This window comes from Peribacillus sp. Bi96 (genome assembly GCF_918698115.1).
GTDB lineage: Bacteria > Bacillota > Bacilli > Bacillales > DSM-1321 > Peribacillus.
On record NZ_CAKKLV010000005.1, the window covers coordinates 1 to 20,697 of the forward strand.

21 protein-coding genes, 1 pseudogene and 2 riboswitches are annotated in these 20,697 nt (G+C 41.2%); of the genes and pseudogenes, 10 read left to right on the plus strand and 12 right to left on the minus strand.

Translation table 11 applies throughout. The features are described 5' to 3' along the window. The 4 genes from LQ203_RS08140 to LQ203_RS08155 all read right to left on the minus strand — a co-directional run. Positions 1 to 251 (minus strand): transposase (locus tag LQ203_RS08140; protein ID WP_230157100.1); only part of this gene is annotated, 251 nt, incomplete at its 3' end. A 77-nt stretch (positions 252 to 328) separates the two neighbouring features. Beyond that, a complete protein-coding gene (locus tag LQ203_RS08145; RefSeq protein WP_230157101.1) occupies positions 329 to 481 on the minus strand; it encodes a hypothetical protein in 153 nt (50 codons plus the stop codon). A 78-nt stretch (positions 482 to 559) separates the two neighbouring features. Continuing rightward, positions 560 to 991, minus strand: coding sequence for a GNAT family N-acetyltransferase (locus LQ203_RS08150; protein ID WP_230157411.1), 432 nt, complete (start codon positions 989 to 991; stop codon positions 560 to 562). A gap of 34 nt (positions 992 to 1,025) precedes the next feature. Continuing rightward, a complete protein-coding gene (locus LQ203_RS08155) occupies positions 1,026 to 2,042 on the minus strand; it encodes a nitronate monooxygenase (protein WP_230157103.1) in 1,017 nt (338 codons plus the stop codon). Positions 2,043 to 2,183: 141 nt separating this feature from the next. On the opposite strand from LQ203_RS08155, the gene LQ203_RS08160 reads away from it, so the two are divergent. Then, on the plus strand, positions 2,184 to 3,149 hold the full coding sequence (locus LQ203_RS08160; protein WP_230157105.1) for a rhodanese-related sulfurtransferase: 966 nt from the start codon (positions 2,184 to 2,186) through the stop codon (positions 3,147 to 3,149). A gap of 571 nt (positions 3,150 to 3,720) precedes the next feature. Then, positions 3,721 to 4,071, plus strand: a pseudogene (locus LQ203_RS08165) (transposase); the annotation flags it as partial. A gap of 147 nt (positions 4,072 to 4,218) precedes the next feature. Here the strand turns inward: LQ203_RS08165 and LQ203_RS08170 are convergent. Both LQ203_RS08170 and LQ203_RS08175 read right to left on the minus strand, forming a co-directional pair. After that, positions 4,219 to 4,851 (minus strand): superoxide dismutase family protein, encoded by a 633-nt coding sequence (locus LQ203_RS08170; RefSeq protein WP_230157107.1) that lies wholly within the window; start codon positions 4,849 to 4,851, stop codon positions 4,219 to 4,221. Between the two features lie 169 nt (positions 4,852 to 5,020). Next, complete coding sequence (locus LQ203_RS08175) at positions 5,021 to 6,328, minus strand: citrate:proton symporter (protein ID WP_230157108.1); 1,308 nt, start codon at positions 6,326 to 6,328, stop codon at positions 5,021 to 5,023. Between the two features lie 232 nt (positions 6,329 to 6,560). Between LQ203_RS08175 and LQ203_RS08180 the strand changes: the two genes are divergently transcribed. The 3 genes from LQ203_RS08180 to LQ203_RS08190 all read left to right on the plus strand — a co-directional run bounded on the left by LQ203_RS08180 (position 6,561) and on the right by LQ203_RS08190 (position 10,303). Next, positions 6,561 to 7,772 (plus strand): MFS transporter, encoded by a 1,212-nt coding sequence (locus LQ203_RS08180; protein ID WP_230157109.1) that lies wholly within the window; start codon positions 6,561 to 6,563, stop codon positions 7,770 to 7,772. 192 nt (positions 7,773 to 7,964) lie between these two features. Continuing rightward, positions 7,965 to 8,055: riboswitch (cyclic di-GMP riboswitch) on the plus strand. A 561-nt stretch (positions 8,056 to 8,616) separates the two neighbouring features. Continuing rightward, positions 8,617 to 10,074, plus strand: a complete 1,458-nt coding sequence (locus LQ203_RS08185) for a SulP family inorganic anion transporter (RefSeq protein ID WP_230157110.1) — start codon at positions 8,617 to 8,619, stop codon at positions 10,072 to 10,074. 82 nt (positions 10,075 to 10,156) lie between these two features. Beyond that, positions 10,157 to 10,303 (plus strand): hypothetical protein, encoded by a 147-nt coding sequence (locus tag LQ203_RS08190; RefSeq protein ID WP_230157111.1) that lies wholly within the window; start codon positions 10,157 to 10,159, stop codon positions 10,301 to 10,303. 91 nt (positions 10,304 to 10,394) lie between these two features. Here the strand turns inward: LQ203_RS08190 and LQ203_RS08195 are convergent, their stop codons facing one another. Further along, complete coding sequence (locus LQ203_RS08195) at positions 10,395 to 11,324, minus strand: manganese-dependent inorganic pyrophosphatase (RefSeq protein ID WP_230157112.1); 930 nt, start codon at positions 11,322 to 11,324, stop codon at positions 10,395 to 10,397. 293 nt (positions 11,325 to 11,617) lie between these two features. Beyond that, positions 11,618 to 11,799: riboswitch (cobalamin riboswitch) on the plus strand. A gap of 135 nt (positions 11,800 to 11,934) precedes the next feature. Between LQ203_RS08195 and LQ203_RS08200 the strand changes: the two genes are divergently transcribed. The 4 genes from LQ203_RS08200 to LQ203_RS08215 all read left to right on the plus strand — a co-directional run bounded on the left by LQ203_RS08200 (position 11,935) and on the right by LQ203_RS08215 (position 16,012). Next, a complete protein-coding gene (locus tag LQ203_RS08200) occupies positions 11,935 to 14,232 on the plus strand; it encodes a ribonucleoside-diphosphate reductase subunit alpha (protein WP_230157113.1) in 2,298 nt (765 codons plus the stop codon). A 39-nt stretch (positions 14,233 to 14,271) separates the two neighbouring features. Continuing rightward, positions 14,272 to 15,324, plus strand: coding sequence for a ribonucleotide-diphosphate reductase subunit beta (locus LQ203_RS08205; RefSeq protein ID WP_230157114.1), 1,053 nt, complete (start codon positions 14,272 to 14,274; stop codon positions 15,322 to 15,324). Then, the gene (locus tag LQ203_RS08210; protein ID WP_230157115.1) at positions 15,314 to 15,733 is read left to right on the plus strand and encodes a flavodoxin domain-containing protein; all 420 of its coding nucleotides are present in this window, start codon (positions 15,314 to 15,316) and stop codon (positions 15,731 to 15,733) included. The genes LQ203_RS08205 and LQ203_RS08210 overlap by 11 nt, the downstream gene beginning before the upstream one ends. A gap of 114 nt (positions 15,734 to 15,847) precedes the next feature. After that, positions 15,848 to 16,012, plus strand: coding sequence for a hypothetical protein (locus LQ203_RS08215; RefSeq protein ID WP_230157116.1), 165 nt, complete (start codon positions 15,848 to 15,850; stop codon positions 16,010 to 16,012). A gap of 66 nt (positions 16,013 to 16,078) precedes the next feature. On the opposite strand, the gene LQ203_RS08220 is transcribed toward LQ203_RS08215, so the two are convergent. From LQ203_RS08220 to modB, 3 genes are all read right to left on the minus strand, one after another. Beyond that, positions 16,079 to 16,276 carry a cold-shock protein gene (locus LQ203_RS08220; protein WP_028393295.1) on the minus strand — a complete coding sequence of 66 codons (198 nt, stop codon included), beginning with the start codon at positions 16,274 to 16,276 and terminating at the stop codon, positions 16,079 to 16,081. 198 nt (positions 16,277 to 16,474) lie between these two features. Then, the gene (locus LQ203_RS08225; RefSeq protein ID WP_230157117.1) at positions 16,475 to 16,966 is read right to left on the minus strand and encodes a hypothetical protein; all 492 of its coding nucleotides are present in this window, start codon (positions 16,964 to 16,966) and stop codon (positions 16,475 to 16,477) included. Positions 16,967 to 17,127: 161 nt separating this feature from the next. Beyond that, a complete protein-coding gene (gene modB / locus LQ203_RS08230; RefSeq protein WP_230157119.1) occupies positions 17,128 to 17,781 on the minus strand; it encodes a molybdate ABC transporter permease subunit in 654 nt (217 codons plus the stop codon). Positions 17,782 to 18,022: 241 nt separating this feature from the next. On the opposite strand from modB, the gene spx reads away from it, so the two are divergent. Further along, on the plus strand, positions 18,023 to 18,418 hold the full coding sequence (gene spx / locus LQ203_RS08235; RefSeq protein WP_057912582.1) for a transcriptional regulator Spx: 396 nt from the start codon (positions 18,023 to 18,025) through the stop codon (positions 18,416 to 18,418). A gap of 61 nt (positions 18,419 to 18,479) precedes the next feature. Here the strand turns inward: spx and LQ203_RS08240 are convergent, their stop codons facing one another. Both LQ203_RS08240 and LQ203_RS08245 read right to left on the minus strand, forming a co-directional pair. Continuing rightward, a complete protein-coding gene (locus LQ203_RS08240; protein ID WP_230157413.1) occupies positions 18,480 to 19,910 on the minus strand; it encodes a HAMP domain-containing sensor histidine kinase in 1,431 nt (476 codons plus the stop codon). After that, positions 19,900 to 20,589, minus strand: a complete 690-nt coding sequence (locus tag LQ203_RS08245) for a response regulator transcription factor (RefSeq protein WP_230157121.1) — start codon at positions 20,587 to 20,589, stop codon at positions 19,900 to 19,902. Before LQ203_RS08245 ends, LQ203_RS08240 begins: the two co-directional genes overlap by 11 nt. Positions 20,590 to 20,697 lie beyond the last annotated feature (108 nt).

Here is a 20,697-nt window from a genome sequence, read left to right on the forward strand (position 1 = left end):
TGTACAGCGGTCTCGTTGATTGATGCCCCATATTCGTTCATATATTTAAGTACCTCTAGTTTAAAGGGCAGAGTGTAATTTGTATAGGATGAAGCAAGTCCTTCCATCCCATGTTTTAGATAGCGAGCGACCCATCTTTTCAGAGCGGATAAACCTACATTTCTTTCTTGTGCAATGGATTTATAGGATTTTTTCCCTTCTAAGTACTCTAAAACTGCATGTAATTTTTCGTCTATCGTATATTTAGTCAAAAAAACTGCACCTCCAATTGTTAGATGTTGTCTAACAATTGGGGTGCAGTTCATTATTTTGGCACTCTTTTCGCTTGCTATTTTTCATGTGGGTCTTTATGATTCGATTCAATTTTCAAAAAAGAATCCTTTTGACTTTTCGTTGATCGAATGAATATGAAAACGCCAATCGCAAATAAAAGCGGCATTAGCAAAGCAAAAAGAAGATAAATCATATCTCCAAAGAACAAGCTCATTCCCCCTAAGCAATTCGACGTGCACTTTTGACTGTAAAGCTTTTAAGTCAAACTTGGATGATCAGTGCTAGTCTAAATACTTTGTGACAAGCGAATCATATCCTGGCACTGAATCCCATTTTCATATATGGCCCCGGAATAGTTTCTATTAAAAAAATCGCGATCGACCCCAGTTATTCTAAAACCGCATTTTTGGTAAAGGGCAAGCTGCCCTATCCCCGAATTTCCAGTTCCTATTTCAATCGTTTTATAACCTTGTTTCCTTGCATAGTGAATGGCATGTTCTATCAATCGTTTTCCGATTCCCCTTCCATGGAGCCTTTCATCCACCGCAATGTTCATTATCTCTATCAGTTCAGGACCTTTTTGCAGCAAAACATACACCCCAATCATCTGCTTATCCATCTCGGCAACAAAGCATGTTCCACTTCCCAAGTATGCCTCTACCAATTCCCTTGAAGGATCTGCCAAAAGCAACAAGTGCATCGGCGGTGACTCTTCCATATCTAGTTTTCTTATCTCCACACAAACCCTTCCCTCATTTTAGTTCTTCTAAAAGGAGTTCCATCAATTCGGATGCCGGAAGCTCCCTGCTCAACCTAAACCCCTGCCCTGCCCACAAAGCCATCAGTTCAGGATTGTTTTTTTGTCCTGCCGCTTTTCGCATTTGCTTGGTCATGTGATGGACATAAGGATAGGCGGTTGGTGCAACGCTATCATATTCCGTTAAAAAATGGTTCACCAAACCGCGTGCCCTTCGGCCGCTGAAGGCCCGGGTAACTGAGGTCCGAGTAAATCGCGGATTTCCGAGAGCTTCTTTATGAACGGGACTTGCCCCGCTTTCGGGACAGCGAAGAAAAGCTGTTCCCAATTGCGCTGCTGTTGCTCCTGCTGCGAGCACGGCAGCGATATCCTTTCCATGCATCAGTCCACCCGCCGCAATGATAGGTAACTTCAGTTCATTTTCAATCATCCGTATCAATACTAAAAGACCGTAATCATCTTCTGTGCGGTTTTCAAAACTGGCACGATGTCCCCCTGCCTCAATGCCCTGAACACATAGCACATCCGCACCTGCATCCGCTGCCTTTTTTGCTTCCTGAAGGTTGGTTACTGTCACGACAATAAGGGTACCGACGCTTTGGAGCTCGCTTATTACATCAGATGAAGGACACCCAAACGTAAAACTGACGATCGCCATCCGGGCCTCTTTTAATGCAGTTAATTTATTTTGCCAATCATCATCATCGCTGTCGGCCTTTCCAATCGCAGCCCCCACACTCTTTGCCTCTTTTTCAATTTTTTCATGATAGGCAGATAATAACCTTTCATCCACCACCTCATGACCAGGCACAAAAACATTCACGCCAAATGGTCGCTCGGTCATTTGACGCGTCTGCGCTATCTCTGCTTTCATATCTTCGGCAGTCTTATAGCCAGCGGCAAGAAAGCCCAATCCTCCTGCATTGGATACTGAAGCCGCAAGCTTTGGAGTGGAAGCCCCTCCTGCCATCGGTGCTTGAATGATTGGATATCTCAGTAAATCTTTGAACATTCTACACAACTCCTTTTGATTTTTCTACATGCCCTTATCATTTTTACGTTTTCTTGGTATAATGATTGTCTGTAAGAGAAAAGTGTCTAGATGATCACCCTTTATATCTTGCAAATATAAAACATAGGTGGTAAATAAAAAATGGAAACAAAACCATATAGAGTATTACTTTATTATTTGTATGTACCTATCGAGAATCACGAAGAATTTACAGCCGAGCATCTTGAGGCATGTAAAGCCCTTGAATTGAAAGGCCGTATCTTGGTGGCATCAGAAGGTATCAACGGAACTGTTTCAGGTACGATCGAACAAACCAACCAATATATGGACATGATGAAAAGCGATTCCCGCTTTGCCGATATCGTGTTTAAAATAGATGAGGCTGATGGCCATGCTTTCAAAAAAATGCATGTTCGTCCACGCAATGAACTTGTCACGCTTCGATTGGAAGATGACATCAACCCGAACCAGATGACAGGCCAATACTTGAGCCCGAAGGAATTCTTCGAGCAAATGCAAGATGAAAACACGATCGTCCTTGATGCCAGAAATGACTATGAATTTGATTTAGGACATTTCAGGGGTGCAATCAAGCCAGAAATCACGAATTTCCGTGAACTTCCGGATTGGGTCCGGGAAAATAAACAAATGTTCGAAGGAAAAAAAATCCTTACGTATTGCACAGGCGGTATCCGCTGTGAGAAATTCTCCGGCTGGCTTGTCGAAGAAGGCTTCGAGGACGTTAGCCAGCTGCATGGCGGCATCGCAACATACGGGAAGGACCCCGAAGTCCAAGGTGAGCTTTGGGATGGCCAAATGTATGTATTCGATGAAAGAATTGCCGTACCTATCAATCAAAAGGAACATGTCATTGTCGGACGCGATATTTATTCCGGTGAACCTTGTGAACGCTATGTCAATTGCGCTAACCCTGAATGCAACAAGAAAATCCTTTGCAGTGAAGAGAACGAACACAAACATATGCGCAGCTGTACCCACGAATGCCGAGTGCATCCGCGTAACCGCTATGTAGTCGAGCATAACCTTTCTGAAGAAGAAGTTGCTGAGAGATTACAAAAAATCGAAGAAGCCATTACGGCAAAATGATTAAGCAACCCGAATCAGTGGACATGTTCCCTATTCGGGTTTTTTCAATATCCTTCATTCAATCCCCTCATAAAGAAACTAAATCTTATTTCCCTATACTAAACCTGAGCCTTTTTCTTCATCTCACTGCTTAGATTCACGATAAACTTTTTCTAACCGCAATATTCCTTACTCTCTTACTTCTATATCAAAATAGAAAAAACCTTCTTTAATCATAAAAAGAAAGAAATAACCCACTAACTCCTAAAGGGAGCTTCATACCCCATCTCAAACCCAATCATTTTAAAGCTTCTTGCAACACTAATCGGAAGTTTAGAATTTATTTGGCTGCATCTTTCTTCATTCAGATTTTTTAAAATTAAATCATCTAATCCTACTAATTATGATTTTCTTGATATTCCAAGAAAAAGAGATTCCTCTTTCTAAGACTCGCCCAGACTGTAGACAAATTCTCCTCCAGGCACTCGCTTTGCGCCTGCGGGGTCTCCCTTGGACGCATATTCCCGCAGGAGTCTCGTACCTTACGTTCCAATCAACTTGTTTTAACATTGAGATAGAATCCCTTTTGCTTCGGGCGAGATTTTTAAAGTACCCAACAACAAATAAAGAGGGCTATCCTGAGTAAAAAACCATTGAAATCCATTTGTGCGGCTTGTTCATTTTTATCACAGTGTACAGAAAGTAAAGACCTTCAGAAAGTGGTGACACGCTATATTTGGCAAGAATATTGGAAAGAAGCAGATCGTCATCATGAAGAGGTAAGACCTATATATGTGAAACGCAAAGAAACGATAGAGCGTGTACTCACAGATGCAAAAGAAAAGCATGGTATAGGTTGGACTACTTTAAGGGAATTAAAAAATTGTCGATGCAGGCGATACTTACTTTCGCTGCCATGAATGAGAAGAAGGTCGCCAACTAGACTTGGAGAGGTCACTATTCTCTATAGCTGCTTCAAATCCAATAAAAAATCAAAAAGGTTTCGGAATGAGACCATTCCGAAACCTTTTTGTCTACAACCTGAGCGATTCCTCTTTCGAAGAATTTCTCTCTCTTGTTTCCATTAAATTTATTTTTCTTCTGCACTTACAACTATTCCACAAGCTTGTCTATCTCCCGCATCACCAGTTTTCAAGGTATCTTCATCAGGTCCCTTTTCTCCATTGGCTTCATATCGGTCAGGAATATTGGCAAAGTTGTCTGGATTTGCATGAACAATGACAGCTAACTCTTCTTTCTTCAGTTGATCTATCGTCATATTATCCAATGTTGCCGTATATTTTGCCGTCCCATCCTCTTTTACAAATAGAGGGGGCATATCCCCTGCATGATGTGAGTGCGTTTCAGAAGTTGGATTGAAGTGTCCTCCCGCTGTAGTGAAAGGGCCATCCTTGGCATCCACCTCACATATTGCGTTTTCATGAATATGGAAGCCATGATAGCCTGGCTCTAGACCTTCCAAAGCTGTCTGGATCACTACAGCATTCTCTTCCGCGGTAAAATTGACAGTACCTAATTTTTTACCTTCAACATCTTTTACTTCCGCTTTCACCTGGGGATCTACATCTGTTTGTGTTCCTTGTCCCACTGTATTCATGTCCTCGGCATTTTTGCCGGCCTGATCTGTATCATCCGCGGAATTACATCCATACAGTATAAAGGCAGCACACATGGGAAGCATAAGTTTTTGTTTATAGTTCATGATAAATACCCTCGCTCTCTTATATGTATATTCTACTTATTACTTTCCACTATTATGGAAGAATAAACAAAAAGCGGGCTAAATAGGAAAATAGATTTCACTAGTGAGAGTAAACCTATTACTAAATTCACAGTCAACGATATTCCCCTAAGGCATATGGGCTCCATTTTCACAAAGTGATGACACCGAAAGTAATGGCTGCAATCGTCATGATGATGGTTGTCCCAAACGCCCATTTAAACAAGAATTTTTGGTGATCCCCAAAATCCACGCCTACAAGGCCTATCAATATGAATGTTGCAGGTACCAATGGCGATAATGGGAACCCTGTGGTCGAATGACCTAATAAAGCCGCCCTTCCGATTTCTACAGGGGCAATACCAAAGTTGGAGGCGGTTTCACTGATGATAGGCAGAATGCCGAAGTAATAGGCATCAGGTGAAAAAATGAACCCCATCGGAATGCTCGTCAGCGCCACCACCAGTGGCAAATGTGCCCCGAGCCAATCCGGAATGACGGTTACGATGGACGCGGCCATCGAGTCCATCATCTTTGTTTCTGTAAATACACCCGTAAAAATCCCTGCAGCGAAAATGAGTGTACAGATCATCACGAAACTGTTGGCATGACTTAAAATCCTTTCTTGCTGTTCTTGTGGATTCGGAAAGTTAACAAATAATGCTATCGCAAAAGCGGAGGCAAACAAGATTTGGATTGGCAGCACTTCCATCACCAACAATACCATCAGTAAAATCGTCAAGAGCCAATTAAACCAAAAAAGCTTAGATGGTCGTTTAGATGTGGTTTCTGCAGTTGCAGCCTGTTCGCTCATACCGGGTGGCATGGTCGTCTCCATCGAACTGACTCCTACTCTCTCTCTTTCCTTTTTGCCAAGTACATATGCCGAAAACAGGGTCCATAAAAGACCGCAAATCATGACCGGAATAAGCGGTATGAATAAATCCGATACTTCAACTTGCAGGCTCGCGGCCGCTCTTACCAACGGACCTCCCCAAGGAATCATATTCATGACTCCTGCACCTAAACCAACGACACAGGCCAATACGAGTCGGTTCATCCCTAATTTCATATAAAGCGGCAGCATGGCCGAAACGGTGATCATGAATGTGGATGAACCGTCTCCATCCAAACCTACCAATATGGTTATGATGGCTGTCGCCATGACAACCTTAAGCGGATCACCTTTTACAAAACTCAAAATTTTAGCGATCATAGGCTCGAATAAACCAACGTCAATCATTAAACCAAAATATAAAATAGCAAAAACAATCATGACAGCCGTTGGTGTCACCTTTAAAATACCTGTGACCATCATTTCTCCCATTTCGGACGCAAACCCGCCAATCAAACCAAAAGCTATCGCCGTAAAAATAAAAGCGACGACTACGGAGAGACGCTTTGTGATGACTAAGACCAGAAACGTTAAAATCATGCAAAATCCTAGAATAGTTAACATGTTATAAACTCCTTTAATTTGTAAATAAATAAATTTTTCTGAAAAATCAATATTTTCACATTATAACATTTGCACATTCATTAAAAAACCTACTATTTTATCCGAAGTCAAATTCTATATCCAAAGTCAAATTCTATAACCAAAGTCAAATACATTTAATAAATTAGTTAATTTCTGTATACTATTATTTAGGAACCCGAAGTATTTTTAAGAAAGAAGTGTTGCATGTAAAATGAATGCTCATAAAATTGCTAAACGGAATTTATTCATCATGTGGTTCGCAAATTTTTTCATAGGCGGAAGCATGACAATGGTTCTTCCATTCATATCTTTATACATTGGTACATTCGGCGATTATTCTACTGAATATATCCAGCATTGGTCCGGATGGACATTCGGAATCACTTTTGTGACTGCCTTTTTATTTTCTCCTGTTTGGGGACGGATCGGTGACCGGTATGGGAGAAAGAAAATCTTGATTGTCTGTGCCTTTGGGATGGGGCTGTCCATTTTCTTGATGGGATTCGTCGAAAATGTTTGGCAGCTATTCGTCTTAAGGATGTTCACAGGAATATTCACTGGATTCATTTCCATGTCACAGGCCTTCATATCAACCCAGACTCCGAAAGAAATTGCCGGACGCGTACTGGGAACGCTGCAAACGGGAAATATAACCGGTTCACTTTTCGGACCATTGCTTGGCGGCATACTTGCCGACACACTCGGCTATTCAACCGCATTTAAATTCACCTCGATCACCATTTTCGTTTCTGGACTGCTCGTTTTTGCAACAAAGGAATACCAAATGGAACGTCAAAAGGGAACAAAGTCGAGCTATACAAGCAGAGAGGTACTCTCGCATATCTTACGGAATCCCATCCTGGTGAATGTCATGCTCATTTCGACACTTGTTCAAGTTGCCCATTTCAGCATCCAGCCCATTCTTTCTTTATATGTTGGTGAGTTGCATGGAACTTCCAATCTTGGATTTTATTCTGGAATCGCCTTTTCTGCAGCGGGACTTGGAAATTTATTGATGGCGCGTCATTGGGGCAAAATTGGGGATCGGCATGGACATGTGAAGATCCTTGTGCTGCTACTTTTTCTGACCGCACTTGTCTACTTTCCTGGTGCCTTCATCAATCATTTTTGGCAGCTTGTCATTGTACGTTTCATACTAGGCATGGCAATAGGGGGCATCATTCCTGTAAGGATTGCCTACATTCGCCAAGAAGCACCCGTAGCAATGCAGGGGGAAGTCCTTGGTTACAATACGAGTCTACGCTTTTTAGGCAATATCATCGGACCTGCAATGGGCGGAATGGTCGCTGGTTTCTATGGATTCTCCGCTGTTTTCATCACGACCAGCACCTTGCTTCTCATCGCTGGACTTGTCCTTTATTTCGCGATGCACCGCAATCCAGAGCTAGCCAGATCACATTGATCATTTTTCGCAAAAAAGCCTGCTTCCAGATGGAAGCAGGCTTTTTTATGTAGTGATAGATAGATACCTCTAACTGGATTCCGATACAGGCAGTGATATCACTTTTCTTTGACCTCCTCACCCCTTAGACTTGAACCATAAACTGATAAGTATTTTTATTCCTCCTCAAAAACGCATCACATTTTATGTTAAGATTATTATAGGCAAATTTTATGAAAGTAAAAGACGCAAAGCCACGGGCCTAAACCAACAACTTAGTTGTCATGGCAGCCGGGTTGCCAAGATTTATCTTGATTAGATCGTTTAATTAATTATTTCTTGCCCCATTTTTAATTTGCCTAAAATTAGAAAAAAGAGGGTTATATATGTTTTTTCCAACCATTTATTCAGCTAATACGGATGAGAGGCACATTGTTAAAGATAAAAATACGTGTGCATGCGGTACAAGATATAATGTTTTCGCCATGTTGACCAGAAGCGACCTTCGAAAGATCAGATTCAAGCATTATAAAGAAGTGACATGTACAAAATGTAAATCAAGTATTATTCATAAGGACAATTAGTCCCTTTTCACTTGATGGGTTCCTTTCTCCTAGAAATTGATAGAACTCGCCAGTTCTACCCTCATCACTCCCATGTAAGGTTAATAGGTACAAGTACATCGTTCCGATAAACAAAAGCTATCTTACACACCCTGCCCCCTTATGCCGACCGCCTGTAAATGATAAGACATGAATAGCCCCTGATTTGCCGTTTCAATAATCCATATAGATAGAAAGAAGGACTCATGCTATAATTTAGTGCGTTAAAAAATGAAATTCACACACATAAAAGGAGTGTTTCTTTGAATACATCTGCATACAAACAAGAATGGTCAGGCAACATTAGGGCAGATGTTCTTTCTGGTATTGTCGTAGCCTTGGCATTGATTCCAGAGGCGATCGCCTTTTCGATCATTGCAGGTGTTGACCCAATGGTTGGTTTATATGCCTCATTTTGTATTGCCATTGTCATCTCTTTTGTCGGCGGTAGGCCAGGAATGATATCGGCTGCCACTGGAGCAATGGCACTCGTCATGGTCGATCTTGTTAAAGATCACGGTCTGAACTATTTACTTGCTGCAACAATACTGACTGGTTTGCTGCAAATTTTACTAGGGGTCTTAAAAATCGGGAAATTAATGAAGTTCATCCCAAAGCCAGTCATGAATGGTTTTGTGAATTCTTTAGCCATCTTGATTTTCACGGCACAGCTCACCCATTTCGTAGGTGAGACATGGATCATGTATGTCATGACGGCTGTTTCATTAGCTATCATTTATCTTTTTCCACTGATCACGAAAGTCATCCCTTCGCCATTGGTCGCCATCATATTCATGACAATTGTCGCAGTTACTACGGGTGCTGGGGTGCGGACGGTTGGGGATATCGGACAATTGACAGAAGCACTTCCGATGTTCATGCTTCCAGATATCCCTTTGACCTTAGAAACTTTGGCGATCATTTTCCCTTATTCCATAGCCCTTGCGTTTGTCGGGTTGCTTGAATCCTTGTTGACGGCCCAAATAGTCGATGAGATGACTGACACGGACAGCAATAAAAACAGGGAAGCTAAAGGCCAGGGCATTGCTAATATCATCGCCGGATGTTTTGGGGGCATGGCAGGATGTGCAATGATCGGTCAATCCGGTATCAACATTAAGTCAGGAGGAAGGGGCCGTCTCTCGACATTTGTAGCTGGCGCTTTCCTTATGGTATTAATCGTGGTATTCAATGACGTCCTTATAAAAATACCGATGGCTGCACTTGTCGCGGTCATGATCATGGTTTCCATCGGAACATTTGACTGGTCCTCCCTAAAAAGGCTCAAGGTGGCTCCAAAGACGGATTCAGCCGTGATGATCGTGACGGTTCTCATTGTTCTTTATACGCATGATTTATCAAAAGGGGTTTTTGCTGGAGTGCTTTTGAGCATGATTTTCTTTTCAGCAAAAATTTCTAAAGTGACCGTGGAGAAAACGGCAGACATCCAGGGTAAGAAAATCATTTATCGTATCAGCGGGCAAATATTTTTCGCTTCAGTGGAGGACTTTATTTCGAAGTTCGATTCTAAGGAGAAAGCAGATGTGATCATCATCGATTTTTCCCAATCTAAAATATGGGATGCTTCTGCTGTCGGTGCCGTTGATAAGATTGTTCTTAAATATCAGCTTCACGGTACACCCGTCAAAGTGCAAGGTCTTGATCATGAAAGTTCCTTATTGCTTGAAAAACTCGCCACTACAGAAAGTAAAATATCTTGAAGAAGTAAAATTCTGCTGAATAGAAACGTTTCAAACCGACAAAATAGATACATGAAAACTATTTGGAAGGAGCGAAAAATTCATGACATCCCAACAGGATTATTCGGCAGCAAATCTGTCACCTGATTTATTGAATGAACTGAAAAACTTTGAAAGCAAACTTGGCGAGGAAGCCAATAAAGAACTGATTGTCATCGCCTATGAAAAAGAGAAGGATGCTTTGAATTAAGTTAAAAAGACTCAAACACCATTATATGGGAGTGTTTGGGTCTTTTTTTGCGCATGAAAAAGGGTGCCCGAAAAGCACCCCTTTTTCTCTATTATTTACTTAATGTGTCCGTTAAAATCGGCACGATTTGTTTTTTACGCGATACAACGCCTTCTAAGACGGCTATGTTATTGTTTAATGTGACGTTATATGCTTTTTCCACTGCATTCGCAGCTTTTCCAAGAGCAAGGGCAACAGAATCATTGGTCAAGATATCCGTTACAACGAATAGGAATAAATCCAATTCCTTCACAGAGATGACCTCTTCAATTGCTGCTTCCAATTCGGCTTGCTTGGCAAGCACTTCGTTCGGATCTACGGCATTCACCTGGGCTATTTCCACTTTAGCCATTCCCATGGAGAATTCTTTTGCATCAAGAGTGATTAGCTGGGCAATCGTTTTGTCGCTTAAATCAGCTCCCGCCTTCAACATTTCCAAGCCATATGCTTCGGCATTGACTCCTGCAATATCAGCCAGTTCCATAGCTGCTGCAACGTCTTGCTCTGTGCAGGTCGGGGATTTGAACAATAAAGAATCGGAAATGATGGCAGACAGCATAAGTCCTGCAATTGCTTTAGGGACTTCAATTCCGTTTTCTTTATAGATTTTATTTAAAATAGTTGCCGTACAGCCAACTGGTTCCGCACGGTAATATAAAGGATCGCTTGTTTCAAAGTTAGCGATACGGTGATGGTCGATAACTTCCAGCACACGGACTTGGTCAATATCTTCAGCACTTTGCTGGCGTTCGTTGTGATCGACAAGGATCACGCCATCCGCTTCCCCTGCCACTTTTTCCACAAGACGAGGAGCTTCGAAATTAAATTGATCCAACGCAAATTGAGTTTCACCATTCACTTCACCCAGACGAACTGGTTCAGCGTTGATACCTAGTTGCTTTTTCAGATCTGCATATGCGATTGCTGAACAGATTGTGTCTGTATCCGGGTTTTTATGTCCAAAAACTAATACTTTTTCCAAGATTTTATCTCCTTTTTCATAAATATTTTTCCGCGAATCCCCTCAGCGCAATAAAGGAGAGCCACCTTTACAATACACTTTATTTTAACACAAATGCCCGTAAATTCAGTGCTTGAATTGTCCATTATCCAATAAAATCTTTCATTCCTTTTCCCTCCACCTTCACTTTGTCAATAGATAAGGGTTGGTTTTTCTCAAATATATTAGTTGAATTATCATCGTATATGGCTTACGATAATATAAGCAGAAATACTAGATATTGATTACACAAACAACACTACTAACTATATATAGAATTTTTTATAATCCAAGGTGCCAGTGATGGCTGAAAAGGGAATCCGGTGCAAACCCGGAACTGTCCCCGCAACTGTAAATGTGACGAAATGAGAAAACCACTGTATAGCTCTCTATACGGGAAGGACTCAAAGTAGGATGATCATGAGTCAGGAGACCTGCCTTGATTTTTTCACGTTTCTTATTCTTCGGGGATTGAGATGATGAAACGATAGTTTAACGGCTATTTTTTCATGGCTCTTTATTCTATCGTTTGATCCGCTCAATTCATTGGGCGGTTTTTTTATTTAGTGGATTTTTACAAGGAGGATTATTAATGACTCAAACATATAACTCTATTATAAGCGAAAATGACACCGAAACGAACTCCATTCAGCTTGAAATGTTATCGAAGGAATTCGAAGGCCGTCTCGATATGGAAAAGTTCAAAAAGCGTTTTACAAAATGGCTTGATCGCAAAAGTGACTCAACCGAAGAACAGGCTTCAAAAAAACTGATTCAGCTTGCTCTTGAAAGTGTGGATATCGATGCTCCAGATTGGACATTCGTTGCTGCTGCAGAACTGTTGAATACGATGTATAGGGATGCACAAGCCAATCGAGGTTATGAAGGCATGAGTTATGGCCCATTTTATGAACTGATTTCGGAACTCTCCCAACTACAAGATGGCCAGCGGTATCCCATTTATAAATCAGAACTGCTAGCTTCTTATACGAAAGCTGAAATCGAGGAATTGGGTTCGATGATTGACCCGGAAAGAGATAAACTTTTTTCTTACATAGGCATCTACTTATTAAACGATCGCTACCTAGCCCGCCCAAAAAGAGACAAGGTCTATGAACTGCCTCAAGAGCGCTTCATGATCATCGCGATGGAAATCATGCGATTGGAAAAAACGGAGCACCGCCTGCAACTTATAAAAGAAGCTTACTGGGCCATGTCCAATCTTTATATGACTGTTGCGACCCCTACACTATCGAATGCCGGTAAAACACACGGACAGTTAAGCTCTTGCTTTATCGATGCCATCGAAGATTCCATTGACGGCATCTATCTATCTAACTACGATGCTGCAAAAGTATCTAAATTCGGCGGTGGTGTCGGACTTTATGTAGGAAAGATTCGGTCGCTTGGTTCTGATATCCGTGGCTTCTCTGGAAATAGTTCCGGCACAACACCCTGGATTCGACTATTCAACCAGACAGCTGTCAGTGTCGATCAATTGGGTCAACGTAAAGGTGCCATCGCGATATACTTGGATGCCTGGCATAAAGATATCATGAGCTTCCTTGATTTGAAGACGCAAAACGGGGATGACAGATTAAAAGCCCATGATATTTTTACAGGTGTATGCATACCTGATTTATTCATGGAGGCTGTACGCGACAGAAAAGAATGGTATCTGTTCGACCCGCACACCGTCAAGCAAACACTTGGATTCTCACTTGAAGATCTTTATGACGAGAAGAAAGGTGAAGGAAGCTTCAGGACACATTACGCACTTGCCGTCGAGGCAGCAGAAAATGGCATTCTTCCAAATTATAGCTTTGAAAAAATCAATGCGATGGAAATCATGAAAAGCATCATGATTTCCCAATTAGAAGAAGGCGTTCCATATATGTTCTACCGCGATGAAGTGAACCGGAAGAACCCGAATAAACATAAGGGTATGATTTATTGTTCTAACCTTTGCACAGAGATAGCTCAAAACTTAAGTCCTTCGACGATCACGGATGAATACGAAACGGAAGATGGCGATGTCGTTGTAGTTCGTAAAAGCGGTGATTTCGTTGTCTGCAACCTTTCATCCATCAACTTGCCCCGTGCGGTGAGCAGTGATGTTTTGGAAAGGTTGATTCCCATTCAGATCCGGATGCTGGATAACGTCATTGATGTGAATAATCTTCCGGTCAAGCAGGCATCCATCTCGAACAAACGTTACCGGGCAATTGGCTTAGGAACATTTGGATGGCATCATTTACTTGCTACCCAGAATATTTATTGGGAATCTGATGAGGCAGTTCAATATGCCGATGCTTTATACGAAAAGATCGCTTACTTAACAATCAAGGCATCCAATGAGTTGGCCAAGGAAAAAGGGTCATACCCATATTTCGAAGGATCGGATTGGCATACAGGCGAATATTTCGAACTGCGTGACTATACGGATCAAAAATGGATCGATTTAAAAGCAAACGTACAGGAACATGGGACCCGTAATGGATATTTAATGGCCATCGCCCCCAATTCATCGACCGCTAAAATCGGTAATTCCACGGATGGCATCGATCCCTTGTATGAAATTGAATTTTATGAAGAAAAGAAAAACTTCAAATTCAAAGTGACAGCACCCGGATTGACGCCTAATACGTATGAATATTATAAAAAAACACGATTTAACTTGGACCAACTGGAAAGCATCAGACAAAATGCAGCCCGTCAGCGTCATATTGACCAAGCTATCAGCTTTAACCTGTATGTCCACAACACAATCAAGGCTAAAGTTCTATTGGATATCCATTTAACAGCATGGGAAAGCGGATTGAAATCAACATATTATGTTCGTTCCACTTCATCTGAATATGATAATGCCTGCGAAAGTTGCTCAAGTTAACGATCAAATCAGTAATCTATTTTTAAAGGAGTTTTACGAATGGCCAATCATATCAAAAAAATCCGGATGCTCGAACCTACGCATCCAACTAAAGCAACGGGCGTATTCAAAGGGGAAGCTTCAGGCTTTCTCCTTTGGAACGATATTCAGTATGAAAAATTCTATGATACGTATACACAACTCATCAATAACTTTTGGAAGCCTTCGAGCGTGAACATGATTCAGGATAAAAAGCAGTGGGGCGAATTAGATGAAGATATCCAGGATGCTTTCCTTGATATCCTTACGATGATTGCAGGAATGGACAGCCTTCAAACGCCGACTTTAGTGGAAATCCTTCGTTACATCAAAGACCCGGCAGCAAAAGCGATCCTGGCCAACATGGCCCAGCAGGAATCTATTCATAATGAATCTTATTCCTATATCCTTGCTTCCTTGATTCCGGTAGGCAAGCAAAAACAGCTTTTCGATCGCATTAAAGAACACCCTGAAGTGATAAAGCGGAATCAACCGATTGTGGATGCCTATCAAACGTTTGTGGACGATCCTAGTCCTCAACACTTATTTGAAGCACTCATCCATTCCACGAACCTCGAAGGTATTTATTTCTACCTGGCATTCGCCTTCTATTACAACTTAGGGCGTCAAAACCTAATGACTGGTTCGGCTACGATGATTTCCTATATACATCGCGATGAAATGGTTCACTTCGATTTCATCGGAATGCTCGTACAAATCTTGATGTATGAATACCCGGAGTTAAATAATGAAGAAAACACGAAATTCATCTATACAACGATTGAAAAAGCCGTCGAACTTGAAAAAGAATGGTCTGAGTATATGCTTGAGGATATCCAAACCAAAGCAGATCTCGACTTGGAAGAATTCAACGAGTACATCGAATACATTGCCAACAAACGACTGCGCATGCTAGGGCTTGAGAACTTGTATAAAGAGTATAGCGAGAACCCGATGCCATGGATCAAAACGTTCGATGATGAATCCATCGGCCTTACCAAAACCGATTTCTTCGAGCAGAAGTCCAGGACATACAGTCAAGTAAATGCCAGCAATGGGTTCGATGAGCTCTAAAGTTGCCATTGTCTATCATTCAGCCGGCGGCAATACAAAAGCGCTTGCTGAAGCCATCGCCTCCCTTTTACCTGAAGCTGGACTATATCGAATAAATGAATTCGATTTACGTACATTGCCTGATTACGATGCCTTGATCGTCGGCACCTATACATGGGGTAATGGAGAGCTCCCTGCTAAATCAGCAGCCCTTTATAAAGAACTTGAACAGCTGCCTATTGCTCATCTGAAAACGGGAGTCTTCGGAACTGGTGAAACCAACTATAATCATTTTTGCGGGGCGGTCGATCATTTCCGGGACATGCTATTTGCCAAGAGCCAGTTATTGGTGACATTGAAAATAGAACAGATGTATCAAGAATCAGACTTGTCCAGACTTAAGAAGTTCGCCTCACTATTCCAGAACTGACTGAAAGGGATATGCGTTTTCGCATATCCCTTTCAGTCACTTTATAAAAACTTTAGCTGCCTATATCATAGTACGATTAAACATGAAGTATAATGAAGGAAAAAGGAGATATTCATGGCTAATATCACTCAGTTACTACCTATACTTTTTATGCTAGCACTTTTCGTATTCGTTATATTCATCGTGTTATACCTGTCACGTCATTTTAATCGTTCTAAACGGATTGAAGAAAAATTGGATGAAGTACTAAAGAAAATGGCCAGTAAAAAAGAGGATTAATCAATGTTTCCCTTTTAATGAAAAATAAAAAGACTCCAGAATGGAGTCTTTTTTATAAGCGTTCAATTATTTTTGAACGTTAGCTGCTTGTGGTCCGCGAGCGCCTTGCTCGATTTCGAAAGAAACTTCTTGGCCTTCTTCAAGAGTTTTGAAGCCTTCGCCTTGGATAGCTGAGAAATGTACGAATACATCGTCTTGGCCTTCAACTTCGATGAAACCGAAACCTTTTTCTGCGTTAAACCATTTTACTTTACCTTGTACCATGATAGTTCCTCCTGTGTTTGGAAAAATCCATTTTATTACTATTTTTGGTTCTGGATAATGTTTCAAGAGGAATCCTATAACAGTAAATCCTTCTATCAAACTTATACCGAACAAAAATAATTACCCATATTATATCATGGTAAATCAAAAAAAAACACGAATATCACAGTAAATCAACCGACAAATTAACCTAAAATTCTACATTTTTCGCTTCTTGCTTTGACGGAATCCCTCGTCTAGTAAGTAGCGCTCCGCCTCGATCGGGCTCTCGAAACACTCCTCCAAATTCGAACCAGAGTACACGTTCCAGAGCTGATCTTCTCTAATAAGCGAAAGCTCTTGTTTTTCTTGACCAATCCATGTTCCTTCTAACCTAGCGAACTCGTTTTCCTCTTCTTCGATTTCAATCGGAGGTTCAGATAGGTAATCCATGCTTTTTTGGATCAATTCCTTTAATTCCGCTTCATTATAATCACGTATATTAATAAACCCTTTACGGTCAGTGTCTTTTTTTCTCATATGCCCTGCGTAAACGAATCCATTTCCATTAGGATGCAAGTGCTGAACAACGATTTTTTTCTCCTGGACACTCCCTGGATAATGAAAGTTCACACGTCCCAATGAAACGTCCTTTCGCTGTAATTCCGGGAAAGTCTCAATGATGCTTAATTTTTCTTCAAATGTTAACAAATTTCTTCCTCATTTCATTAGATCATATTGTTTGTCGATTATAACACAGACTGATAAGAAACAATAATCTCCCTCTTCCGCAATATTAAAACGGCTTCACCCATAAAGAAGACATAGAAGCCGCACCTTATTTTTTCATAAGCATATAGGAGAGAAACCATTCATTTAATGTACGTCACCACAAAAAGCATAATGAAAGAAATGACAATGATCACGGCAACCCACAGCCAAGCTAATGTCATATTCCCGGAGTCCATGGCAATATAAATCGCGGTTGGTATGGTTTGTGTCTTGCCTGGAATGTTTCCGGCAAACATGAGTGTCGCCCCGAATTCCCCCAATGCACGTGCAGAACTCAATATGGCACCTGTGACGATGGATTTGACCGCCAATGGAAGGGATACACTCAGGAACAATCTCCACTCGCCGGCCCCGTCAACCCTTGCTGCATTTTCTATTTCCTCATCTATTCCCTCAAAGCCTGTTTTAGCGGATTGGTACATAAGGGGAAAAGCTACAACGATAGATGCAATGACTGCCGCCCACCACGTGAACATGATCGGCTGGTTAAAAACCATTTCAATGAATTGGCCTGGCACCCCGTTTTTACCCCAAATCACAATCAATAAAAAACCTACGACAGAGGGTGGCAGAACAAGCGGCAATAAAAATGCGGTTTCAAGCAGGACTCTTCCCTTGAATTTCTTTTTAGCCATCAATCGTGCAAGGATAATCCCCAAAAAGAACACAAGGATGCCCGCTAGTCCTGCTACCTGTATCGATAACCTGACAGGTGACCAAAAATCCTCTGTCATGATACTATCCTCGCATCCATGTTAAATATCAACGTATGTATATCCTTGTTCTGTATTATCACCGAGTTTGTTTCATTAAAGGCAGATTTCATTTCGTTTTCTCCCTTTCTTTTTAAAATAACATTTAAGTTTATTTTTCTTGACATCTTGCTGACACAAAGAAACGTTAAAGTAAGAGTATCACAAATGTAAAAATAATTTCATTCCAATAAACTTGAAACTTTGAAGGAGTCGATTTTAAATGGTAACAATTTATACTACTCCAAGCAGTTTAGCCTGTCGTAAAGCAAAAGCTTGGCTTAAGAAAAACGAAATTTCATACAATGAACGCAACCTATATTCTCAACCTCTTTCTATAGAAGAAATAAAAGAGATTTTACGTAAAACAGAAGGCGGAACAGATGAAATCATCTCAACCCGTTCTAAAAAATTCAAAAGCCTGAATATCGATATAAATAATACACCACTTAACGATCTTTGCAAGCTTATTCAAGATAATCCGGATTTACTTCGCCGGCCGATCATTTTCGACCATAAGAACTTGCATGCCGGATATAATGAAGAAGAAATGGGACGCTTCCTTCCAAGAAAGGTCCGTCATGTCCAATTATGGCGAGCAATCTCCCAATTGGCTTAAACCATTAAACACTCAGGTGCTTAACTAAAAGGGTTGTCCATTAAATTGGACAACCCTTTTTTTATATTTGATTCGCCTTCTCTACAATGATCGTAAAGGCGGTGCCTTGTTCATCGCTATCCTTCAGTACAAGATCCCCATTTTGTGCTTTTGCTAGCATCTTGCTGAATGGCAGCCCTAAACCTAAACCACGTACCTTCAACTTTTTGCTTTCACCTCGATAAAATGGTTCAAACACGTACTGTTGTTCATGTTTCGGGATTCCTCGGCCACTGTCCTGGACGTCAATGCAGATTCGATCATCCTCCTTTTCATAAAGGTGAATTGCTATTTTCCCGTTGCCATCAAGAGCATGCCTGGCATTATTCAAAAGGTTAATGACAATTTGCTGCATCCGCAATGGATCTATTTGACCAAAGACTGGTTCATCAGGAACTTTTATAACAAGCTCGAACGCTTGATCATCATCCTGGGTTACTTGCCAGCGATAGGCGATTTCCTGGATGAATTTATTGATATTCTCCCGTTGCACTCGAATTTTAAAAGCGCCTGCAGATATGGCATTATAATTAAGTAAATCTTCTATCATATCTTGTAGCCGCTGGGTTTCCTTTAAGGAAATATCCAAGAATTCCTTACTCTGCTCTCCCGTAACGACATCATCCTTAACCGCTTGTATGAGTCCGCTAATGGAAGTGACAGGCGTTTTCAAATCATGGGTTACACCAGCGAGTAATTCCGCCCGTAGCTTCTCCATCGCCTTCAATCGATTGGTCATTTCTTTAAATGATTCGATCAGTTCATAAATTTCTTCTTCCTTTATTTCTTCTTCCTCTTTGAAATGGATATCATAGTTGCCTTCACGTACCTGGACCGCGGCATTAGCTACGTCTTGGATTGGTCGCGAAATCTGCCTCGAAAGAAAATAAATGACTCCCGTTCCAAGAATTAAAAGGCCTCCTATCATGATTGCCAGCAAGCCATGATCTTGGTTGATTTCCTTTAATGCCGCTTCTTCCTGTGCGATGACCACCCACCCTCTCGTCTCATCATTAAACGTAATGGGGGATTTGACGACATATACTTTGTTGTCGGAAATCTTGACCTTTTGAATTAATTCCCTATTTTTCATAATGACGTCTGGAAGTTTGTTTTCATCCGGATCGATATACAACTGAGGCATCGTATAAATGATGCTGCCATCCGTGTCGACGATATAGATGATCGGCTGTTGGTTCAGATGAAGGATTTTTTCCCTTTCCTCAACAATCTCCGAAAGGACCGGACCAACAACTATCTGTCCATTTTCCTTTATCGCCCGATCTGATGTTTCATCAGCCAAGTACTTAAGGAGGCTAAGCCTATATTCCAAAGCTGTTTTTTCCATCCACCATAGGGAAAAAACAGACAATAATATTAAACCTGAAATCAAGGTCAATACGTACCTCTTCGTCCAATAACGTTGTAAAGTGGTTCTTTTTTTAGTTTTCATAGACACTCAATTGATACCCCAATCCGCGCAACGTTTTTATTTCCCCTTCAGCTGCAGGCCATGCATCGATTGCCTTCCTGATTCGTTTGATCGCCAGGTCCACGGCACGGTCACTGCCATCATAATCCATGCCCCACACTTGATCGATCAGCTGCTCCCTCGTAAAAATTTGATTAGGGTGCTTAGCGAAAAAAATGAGAAGAGATAAATCACGTGGCGTCAAACTTATTTCTTTCCCATTCAAATGCACCATATAAGACTGATCATCGATGGTTAAACTCCCAAACTCATGTACATGATCATCTACCGCAACAACAGTCGAGGATCTCCTTAAAACGGCATGGACCCGTGCCACGACTTCCTCGGCAACAAATGGTTTAGAGATGTAATCATCCGCACCTGACTTAAATCCGGATAATCGGTAATCGACATCATTCAGTGCCGTCAACATGATAACCGGGCATGTATTGTCCTCCCTGATTTCCTTCAATATATCCCAGCCTTCTTTTCCCGGCAGCATGACATCAAGCAGGACAAGGTCCGGCGTCGTTTCTTCAAATACAGGAATGGCCTTTAGCCCATCGTATACTTGGACTACATTAAAACCTTCACGCTCTAAATATGCTTTCAATACCATTGAAATGGCCAATTCATCTTCTACTACTAAAATTTTCTTCATTTAAGGATTCCTCCTTCCTGAATTATAGTGGAATCATTTTGTATATGCTAACTATTAAAGTATAAGAGCTTTTTCCCTCAATTTTACCCTTTTAATGTGTCAGGATTA

Coding starts and splice junctions, on each gene's coding strand:
- LQ203_RS08150 (WP_230157411.1), bottom strand. CDS start 991: ATGGAAGAGTCACCGCCGATGCACTTGTTGCTTTTGGCAGATCCTTCA.
- LQ203_RS08155 (WP_230157103.1), bottom strand. CDS start 2,042: ATGTTCAAAGATTTACTGAGATATCCAATCATTCAAGCACCGATGGCA.
- LQ203_RS08160 (WP_230157105.1), top strand. CDS start 2,184: ATGGAAACAAAACCATATAGAGTATTACTTTATTATTTGTATGTACCT.
- LQ203_RS08170 (WP_230157107.1), bottom strand. CDS start 4,851: ATGAACTATAAACAAAAACTTATGCTTCCCATGTGTGCTGCCTTTATA.
- LQ203_RS08175 (WP_230157108.1), bottom strand. CDS start 6,328: ATGTTAACTATTCTAGGATTTTGCATGATTTTAACGTTTCTGGTCTTA.
- LQ203_RS08180 (WP_230157109.1), top strand. CDS start 6,561: ATGAATGCTCATAAAATTGCTAAACGGAATTTATTCATCATGTGGTTC.
- LQ203_RS08190 (WP_230157111.1), top strand. CDS start 10,157: ATGACATCCCAACAGGATTATTCGGCAGCAAATCTGTCACCTGATTTA.
- LQ203_RS08200 (WP_230157113.1), top strand. CDS start 11,935: ATGACTCAAACATATAACTCTATTATAAGCGAAAATGACACCGAAACG.
- LQ203_RS08205 (WP_230157114.1), top strand. CDS start 14,272: ATGGCCAATCATATCAAAAAAATCCGGATGCTCGAACCTACGCATCCA.
- LQ203_RS08210 (WP_230157115.1), top strand. CDS start 15,314: ATGAGCTCTAAAGTTGCCATTGTCTATCATTCAGCCGGCGGCAATACA.
- LQ203_RS08215 (WP_230157116.1), top strand. CDS start 15,848: ATGGCTAATATCACTCAGTTACTACCTATACTTTTTATGCTAGCACTT.
- LQ203_RS08220 (WP_028393295.1), bottom strand. CDS start 16,276: ATGGTACAAGGTAAAGTAAAATGGTTTAACGCAGAAAAAGGTTTCGGT.
- modB (WP_230157119.1), bottom strand. CDS start 17,781: ATGACAGAGGATTTTTGGTCACCTGTCAGGTTATCGATACAGGTAGCA.
- spx (WP_057912582.1), top strand. CDS start 18,023: ATGGTAACAATTTATACTACTCCAAGCAGTTTAGCCTGTCGTAAAGCA.
- LQ203_RS08240 (WP_230157413.1), bottom strand. CDS start 19,910: ATGAAAACTAAAAAAAGAACCACTTTACAACGTTATTGGACGAAGAGG.
- LQ203_RS08245 (WP_230157121.1), bottom strand. CDS start 20,589: ATGAAGAAAATTTTAGTAGTAGAAGATGAATTGGCCATTTCAATGGTA.